Genomic DNA, 7,401 nt, shown 5'->3' on the forward strand with positions numbered 1-7,401 from the left:
TAGCCGACTGGTTGCGTGACGCCCGACCGTGCCGAGGTTTTCATCATAACCCAGCGCGTTTCCAATTCTGGGAACAAGCAAGGGAGGCATAACATGCTTAGGAAAAAGACCAACGGGGTTGCGCGACGCCCCCAGCGGACCAGTATCCTGTCCAAAGTCGGCGACACTACCGTCGACCGCCGCGCGTTCCTGCGCGGTTCCGGCCTGGCCATCGGCGGGCTTGCAGCGATCAGCGCCACCGGCGGAACCGTGACGCAGGCGAATGCCGCCGCATCGGCGACCGGTGATGTCGAGACCATCAAATCCGTTTGTACCCATTGCTCGGTCGGCTGTACCGTGATCGCTGAGGTGCAGGACGGCGTCTGGACCGGGCAGGAACCCGGTTGGGACAGCCCCTTCAACCTCGGTGCCCATTGCGCCAAGGGGGCCTCGGTGCGCGAACACGCCCATGGCGAACGCCGCCTGAAGTACCCGATGAAAAAAGAGGGTGGCGAATGGAAGCGCATCAGCTGGGAACAGGCCATCGACGAGATCGGCGACCAGATGATGTCGATCCGCGAAGAAAGCGGACCCGACAGCGTCTATTGGCTCGGCTCGGCCAAGCACAACAACGAACAGGCCTATCTGTTCCGCAAGTTCGCCGCCTATTGGGGCACCAATAACGTCGACCACCAGGCGCGGATCTGCCACTCCACCACCGTTGCGGGTGTTGCGAATACATGGGGCTACGGCGCCATGACCAACAGCTACAACGACATCCATAACTCCAAGGCGATCTTTATCATCGGCGGCAACCCGGCCGAGGCGCATCCCGTCTCGCTGTTGCACGTGCTGAAGGCCAAGGAGCAGAACAACGCGCCGCTGATCGTCTGCGATCCGCGCTTCACCCGCACGGCGGCCCATGCGGATGAATATGTCCGCTTCCGTCCCGGCTCCGATGTGGCGCTGGTCTGGGGTCTGCTGTGGCATATCTTCGAGAACGGCTGGGAGGACAAGGAGTTCATCCGCACCCGTGTCTGGGGCATGGATCAGATCCGGGACGAGGTGAAGAACTGGACCCCGGAAGAGGTCGAACGTGTCACCGGCGTGCCTGGTAGCCAGATGGAGCGCGTGGCGCGCACCCTGGCGAACAACCGTCCCGGCACCGTGATCTGGTGTATGGGCGGCACCCAGCACACCAATGGCAACAACAACACCCGCGCCTATTGCATCCTTCAGCTGGCGCTCGGGAACATGGGCACCTCTGGCGGCGGCACCAATATCTTCCGTGGCCACGACAACGTGCAGGGCGCAACCGACCTTGGCGTTCTCAGCCACACGCTGCCGGGCTATTATGGCCTGTCTGCCGGGGCCTGGGGCCATTGGGGCCGCGTCTGGGGCGAGGACATGGATTGGCTGAAAGGTCAGTTCGCCACCGTCAAGGGCGCCGACGGCAAGGACAAGAACCTGATGCTGGAAACCGGCATTCCGGTCAGCCGCTGGATCGACGGTGTTCTTGAAGATGCCGAAAACATGGACCAGCCCAACAAGGTGCGGGCGATGGTGCTCTGGGGGCATGCGCCCAACTCGCAGACCCGCGGGCCGGAGATGAAAACCGCGATGGAGAAACTCGACATGCTTGTCGTGGTGGATCCCTATCCGACCGTCTCTGCCGTGTTGCACGACCGCACCGATGGTGTCTACCTGCTGCCGGCCTGTACCCAGTTCGAGACCCGTGGCTCGGTGACCGCATCCAACCGCTCCATCCAATGGCGCGACCAGGTGGTGGCGCCGCTGTTCGAGAGCAAGCCGGATCACGTGATCATGGCGAAATTCGCCAAGAAATTCGGCTGGGCAGATCGTCTCTTCCGCAATATCGAGATGGAAGACGACGAAACCCCCAACATCGAAAGCATCACCCGCGAGTTCAACGGCGGCATGTGGACGGTGGGCTATACCGGCCAGAGCCCGGAACGCATCAAGCTGCATATGGCCAACCAGCACACCTTTGACCGCACTACGCTGCAAGCGGTCGGCGGCCCTGCGGATGGCGATTACTACGGCATGCCATGGCCCTGCTGGGGCACGCCCGAGATGAACCACCCGGGCACGCCGAACCTCTATGATATGTCCAAGCCGGTTGCCGAAGGCGGCCTGTGCTTCCGCGCCCGTTTCGGGGTGGAGCGCGATGGCGACAATCTTCTGGCCGAAGGGGTCTCCAACCCCGGGGCAGAGATCCAGGACGGCTATCCCGAGTTCACCATGCAGATGCTGATGGACCTGGGCTGGGATGGCGATCTGACCGCCGAGGAACGTGCCGCGATTGATGCGGTGGCCGGACCGAAGACCAACTGGAAAACCGACCTTTCCGGCGGTATCCAGCGGGTGGCGATCAAACATGGCTGTGCGCCCTTCGGCAATGCCAAGGCCCGCACGGTGGTCTGGACCTTCCCGGATCCGGTGCCGCTGCACCGCGAGCCGCTCTATACCAACCGGCGTGACCTGGTGGCGGATTATCCGACCTATGAGGACCGGAAATTCTACCGCCTGCCGACCATGTATGCCTCGATCCAGAAGAACGACGTCTCCAAGGAGTTCCCGATCATCCTCACCTCCGGCCGTCTGGTCGAATATGAGGGCGGCGGCGACGAGACCCGTTCCAACCCCTGGCTTGCGGAACTCCAGCAGGACATGTTTGTGGAAATCCACCCGCGCGATGCCAATAACCTTGGTGTGCGGGACGGGGCGCAATGCTGGGTCGAAGGCCCCGAAGGCGGCAAGGTCAAAGTGATGGCCATGGTCACCGAACGGGTCGGCGAGGGGGTGGCCTTCATGCCGTTCCACTTTGGCGGTCACTATCAGGGCAAGGATCTGCGGGACAAATACCCCGAAGGCTCCGACCCCTATGTTCTGGGCGAAAGCACCAACACGGCGCAGACCTATGGCTATGACTCGGTCACCCAGATGCAGGAGACCAAGGCCACTCTCTGCAAAATTATGCCAGCGTAAGGAGACGGATAAATGGCACGAGCTAAATTCCTGTGCGACGCCGAACGCTGCATCGAGTGCAACGCCTGCGTCACCGCTTGTAAGAACGAGCACGAAGTCCCCTGGGGCATCAACCGCCGCCGGGTGGTCACCATCAATGATGGCAAACCCGGCGAACGGTCGATCTCGGTCGCCTGCATGCATTGTTCCGATGCGCCCTGCATGGCGGTCTGCCCGGTGGATTGTTTCTACCAGACCGAAGAGGGCGTGGTTCTGCACTCCAAGGACCTCTGCATCGGCTGCGGCTATTGCTTCTACGCGTGCCCCTTTGGCGCGCCGCAATATCCGCAGGCGGGCAACTTCGGCTCTCGCGGCAAGATGGACAAATGTACCTTCTGCGCCGGTGGCCCCGAGGAGAACAACAGCCAGGCCGAGTTCCAGAAATACGGGCGCAACCGGATCGCAGAAGGCAAATTGCCGATCTGCGCCGAGATGTGCTCCACCAAGGCGCTTCTGGCAGGCGATGGCGACATGGTCTCCGCCGTCTACCGCGAGCGCGTGGTGGCCCGTGGCTTTGGCTCCGGCGCCTGGGGCTGGGGCACGGCCTATAGCCAGAAGGGCGGCTAAGACGCCCCTCTGACCTGACTGGCTTGCCGATGATCGAAGGCGGCCCGCCCCTGCGGCGGGCCCCTTCTGGCATGGCGGTCTCATTTCTTGTTTTCAAATCCGGGTTCTGGAGGAGTCCTATCCATGCCACGCCTGATTTTCGTGTTCGTTCTGAAACTGGCCCTGCTGTGCGGCCTCTCGGCCCATGCGCAAGAGACGGCCCCCGCCGTGCCGGACCGCAGCGCCACCGGTGGCGCGCAGACGCTGGAAGATATCCTCGCGCGCCAGAATGCGCAGCGGGTGGACGAGAGTTTCCGCGCCGACAACACCGGCAACCCGGAGGGGGGCGCATCCATTACCGAGCAGCTCGGCACCCTGGGCGGCCAATCCGACCCGGAGCTGTGGCGGGCGCTACGCTATAATTCGGCCGACGTCCGCGTCTCTGCGGGCGGCGAGGTGGCAACCGTGCTGGTGCAGGACGGCGGCATGCACTGGCTGGCCTTCCGCGCCGGTCCCTTGCGCCACTATGGCGGTTGGTTGCTGCTGGGCACCATCGCGGCGCTGCTGGTCTTCTACCTGCTGCGTGGCCGCATCGGCATTGACGGCGAAAAGACCGGGCGCACCGTCACCCGCTTTCAATTCATCGAGCGCATGGCGCATTGGACCCTGGCAGGCTCCTTCATCCTGCTCGGGCTGACCGGTCTCTTGACGCTGTTTGGCCGGGTGCTGATCCTGCCCAACCTCGGCAAGGAGCTGAATTCGACGCTGCTGATCGGGTCCAAATGGATCCACAATTCGGTCTCCTGGGCCTTCATGCTGGCGCTGGTCATGGTGTTTGTGATGTGGGTCGCGCATAACATTCCCAACCGGCTCGATCTGGTCTGGATCAAGCAATTCGGCGGCATCATCGGCAAGAAGCACCCGCCGGCGAAGAAATTCAACGCCGGGCAAAAGGTGATCTTCTGGTCGGTGATCGTCTTTGGCGCGTCGATCTCTGTCTCCGGCCTGTCGCTGCTGTTTCCGTTTGAGCTGCCGCTTTTTGCCAAGACCTTTGGCATCCTTAACGATCTCGGCCTGCCGCAATGGGTCGGCTACGGCGCGTTGCCCACCGATCTGGCGGGGCAGGAGGAAATGCAGCTGGCGCAGGCCTGGCACGCGATCATGGCCTTTGTGCTGATGGCGATCATCATTGCGCATATCTATATCGGCTCGGTTGGCATGGAAGGCGCCTATGACGCCATGGGCAGCGGCGAGGTGGACGAGGCCTGGGCGCATCAGCACCACTCGATCTGGCTCGAAGAGGTGCAGGAGAAAAACCGCGCCAAGGCGGACGGGGCAGGGGCCACACCGGCGGAATAGCCCCGGTGCCCGAGCTTGAGAATTTGCGGATCCCGTCTGGCGGCGGGATCTGCTAGACTTTTTCACGACGCCATCGACGATCAAAACCGTCAATCAAACCGACCATCAACCCGATCACCAAGAGGATGACTGACATGAAAGCCATGCTGACAGGCTTTGCCCTCATCGCCGTGCTTGCTGTTGGCGCGGATTTTGCGCTGGATCATGCGGGCTTTTCGTCGCAAGAGCGCGGCTCCGGCGCCTCCGTGCGCCTGAACTAAAACGGGCCGCGCCCGAGGGAAGCCCCATGACCGTCACCGCCATTCGCGATGAATACTCCGAAACCATGTCCTCCGCCTCGATCCTGGTGATCGACGACGAACCCGGCATGCGTCACTTCATGACCAAGGTGCTGTCGCCGCGCTGCAAACGCGTGGAGCAGGCGGCCTCGGCGCGCGAGGCCTCGGAGATCCTCGACAAGGCACATTTTGACCTGATCGTGCTGGATAATATCATGCCCGGCATGACCGGTCTGGATTGGGTGGCGGAGCAACGCCGGGTGGGGCTGTTTGCCGATACCATTCTGGTCACCGCCTATGCGGATCTGGATACCGCCATTCAGGCGCTCAGGATCGGCATCGCGGATTTCGTGCTCAAACCCTTTCGCGCCAATCAGATCCTGAACGCAGTCGCCCGGGCCTTGGATCGCAAATATCTGCGGCGGGAAAACTATCTGCTGAAACACGCGCTCTCCTCCGGCCAATCCGGCGGCGGCGGGCGGCTTCTGGGCAAATCCGAGGCCATCGCAAAAGTGCGCGAGATGCTGACCCGGCTGGCGCCCCTGCCGACGCCGGTGCTGTTTACCGGCGCGTCCGGCACCGGCAAGGAGATCGCGGCGCGCACGCTGCATGGGATGTCGGACCGGGCCGAGAAACCCTTTGTGGCGGTGAACTGCGCCAGCCTGTCGCCGGACCGTCTGGCAGAGGAGCTCTTTGGTGTCATTGACGCGCAGGAGCGCCGCCGCGACGGGCTGTTCCTGCATGCCGAGGGCGGCACGCTGTTCCTGGATGAGGTGGCACAGATGCCCGAGCAGGTGCAGGCGGCGCTGCTGCGAGTGCTGGAGGATCAGCGCGTGCGCCCGGTGGGGGCGGAGCGCGACATCCCGCTCAATCTGCGCTTTCTCTTTGCCACCAATGCGGACCTGCAACAGGCGGTGGCGGCGGGCAAGTTCCGCGCCGATCTCTATCACCGCATCAATGTGGTCAATATCGAGATGCCCCCCCTCAGCGCGCGGGTGGAGGATATCGTCGAGCTGGCGATGCTCTTCATGGAGCAATTCGCGCTGTCGCTGGGCATGCCGGCACTGGAGCTTGACGAGGAGACGCTGCTGAAATTCTCGCGCTATGAGTGGCCCGGCAATGTGCGCGAGCTGCGCAACCTGATTGAACGCTCGGTGATCCTCGGCGCCTTCCCGGAGGCATTTGCAGGCACCGGATCGGTGACCGGCGTGGCGGCGGTGGAGAACCTGGAGATGGTCACCCAGCGCCATGTGATGCATGTGCTGGACGCCTGCGACGGCAACCGCGCCGAGGCCGCCCGGAGGCTGGGTGTCTCGCGCAAGACCATTGATCGCAAATGTGCCAGCTGGGGCGTATGAGCGCCCCAAGCTGATCAACTGCAACCGGGTTTAAAGGAACTCGATGTTGTCGAGGACGTTCTGCGCGTAGTCCCCAAAGTCAAAGAACCCCTGAACCACAACAACGCCAATATCCTCACCGTCCTGGCTGGCGGTGATGATCATATTGCCGCTGTCGCTGTCAATTCGGTGGGCAATATCCGTACCCTGGTCAAACACGAGCCGGTCGAGGGGCCTGTTATCGTCGGTGAAGTTCCCGGAAATCGTATCGCGCCCAAAGCCGTCATCGCCGCGCAGACGGAAATCGAAGGTGTCGCTATGTTTGCGCGCCGTTGCGAATAATACATCGTCCCCAGCGCCACCGCTGAGCCAGCCGCGACCTCTTATATCGTCGTTTCCGTTGCCACCGAACAGGCGATTGATGCCTCTTTCGTCGTTGATGTGGTCGTCGCCAGCCCCACCAAATACCGTGTCCCGACCGGCACCACCGCTGAGATACACATCATCGCCGCCGCCACCGAAGATGCGATCACGCCCCCATTGGCCGTCGATATTGTCGCTGCCATCGCCGCCGCGGATGACATCCCGGCCGGTGCCGGTTCTAACCTGGCTGAAGCCGTCACCCAGCCGCACCGTATCGTTTCCGCTGCCGGTGTTGACATCGACGGTCTCGCTGCGCGCGCGCAGGTTGATCAGGTCGTCGCCACCATAGCTGAATATGGTGATCCCATCGGACAATTCGCCGTTCTTGGGTTTGGCGAGGCCATGTTGCACCAATCGGTTGGGGGATTCACTGCATGAATCCAGCATGATAGCTGGGAAGGCATGAGCAGCTGGCCCCCTACGAAGTACAA

General features: G+C 62.5%; 5 protein-coding genes and 1 pseudogene. 5 read left to right on the forward strand and 1 reads right to left on the reverse strand.

Annotation, left to right across the window (positions count from 1 at the left end):
* Nucleotides 1–93 precede the first annotated feature (93 nt).
* The 5 genes from HCZ87_RS10205 to HCZ87_RS10220 all read left to right on the forward strand — a co-directional run bounded on the left by HCZ87_RS10205 (nucleotide 94) and on the right by HCZ87_RS10220 (nucleotide 6,568).
* A complete protein-coding gene (locus tag HCZ87_RS10205; protein WP_167643649.1) occupies nucleotides 94–2,988 on the forward strand; it encodes a formate dehydrogenase subunit alpha in 2,895 nt (964 codons plus the stop codon).
* A 12-nt stretch (nucleotides 2,989–3,000) separates the two neighbouring features.
* On the forward strand, nucleotides 3,001–3,594 hold the full coding sequence (gene fdh3B, locus HCZ87_RS10210; RefSeq protein WP_167643650.1) for a formate dehydrogenase FDH3 subunit beta: 594 nt from the start codon (nucleotides 3,001–3,003) through the stop codon (nucleotides 3,592–3,594).
* A gap of 123 nt (nucleotides 3,595–3,717) precedes the next feature.
* Entirely contained in the window at nucleotides 3,718–4,932 is a 1,215-nt protein-coding gene (locus HCZ87_RS10215; RefSeq protein ID WP_167643651.1) for a formate dehydrogenase subunit gamma, read from the forward strand.
* 134 nt (nucleotides 4,933–5,066) lie between these two features.
* Nucleotides 5,067–5,192 carry a hypothetical protein gene (locus HCZ87_RS21215; protein ID WP_303048842.1) on the forward strand — a complete coding sequence of 42 codons (126 nt, stop codon included), beginning with the start codon at nucleotides 5,067–5,069 and terminating at the stop codon, nucleotides 5,190–5,192.
* 26 nt (nucleotides 5,193–5,218) lie between these two features.
* On the forward strand, nucleotides 5,219–6,568 hold the full coding sequence (locus HCZ87_RS10220; protein ID WP_167643652.1) for a sigma-54 dependent transcriptional regulator: 1,350 nt from the start codon (nucleotides 5,219–5,221) through the stop codon (nucleotides 6,566–6,568).
* Between the two features lie 30 nt (nucleotides 6,569–6,598).
* On the opposite strand, the pseudogene HCZ87_RS10225 reads toward HCZ87_RS10220, so the two are convergent.
* Nucleotides 6,599–7,401, reverse strand: a pseudogene (locus tag HCZ87_RS10225) (calcium-binding protein); the annotation flags it as partial.

This window comes from Phaeobacter sp. HF9A (genome assembly GCF_011806385.1).
Classification (GTDB): Bacteria; Pseudomonadota; Alphaproteobacteria; order Rhodobacterales; family Rhodobacteraceae; genus Epibacterium.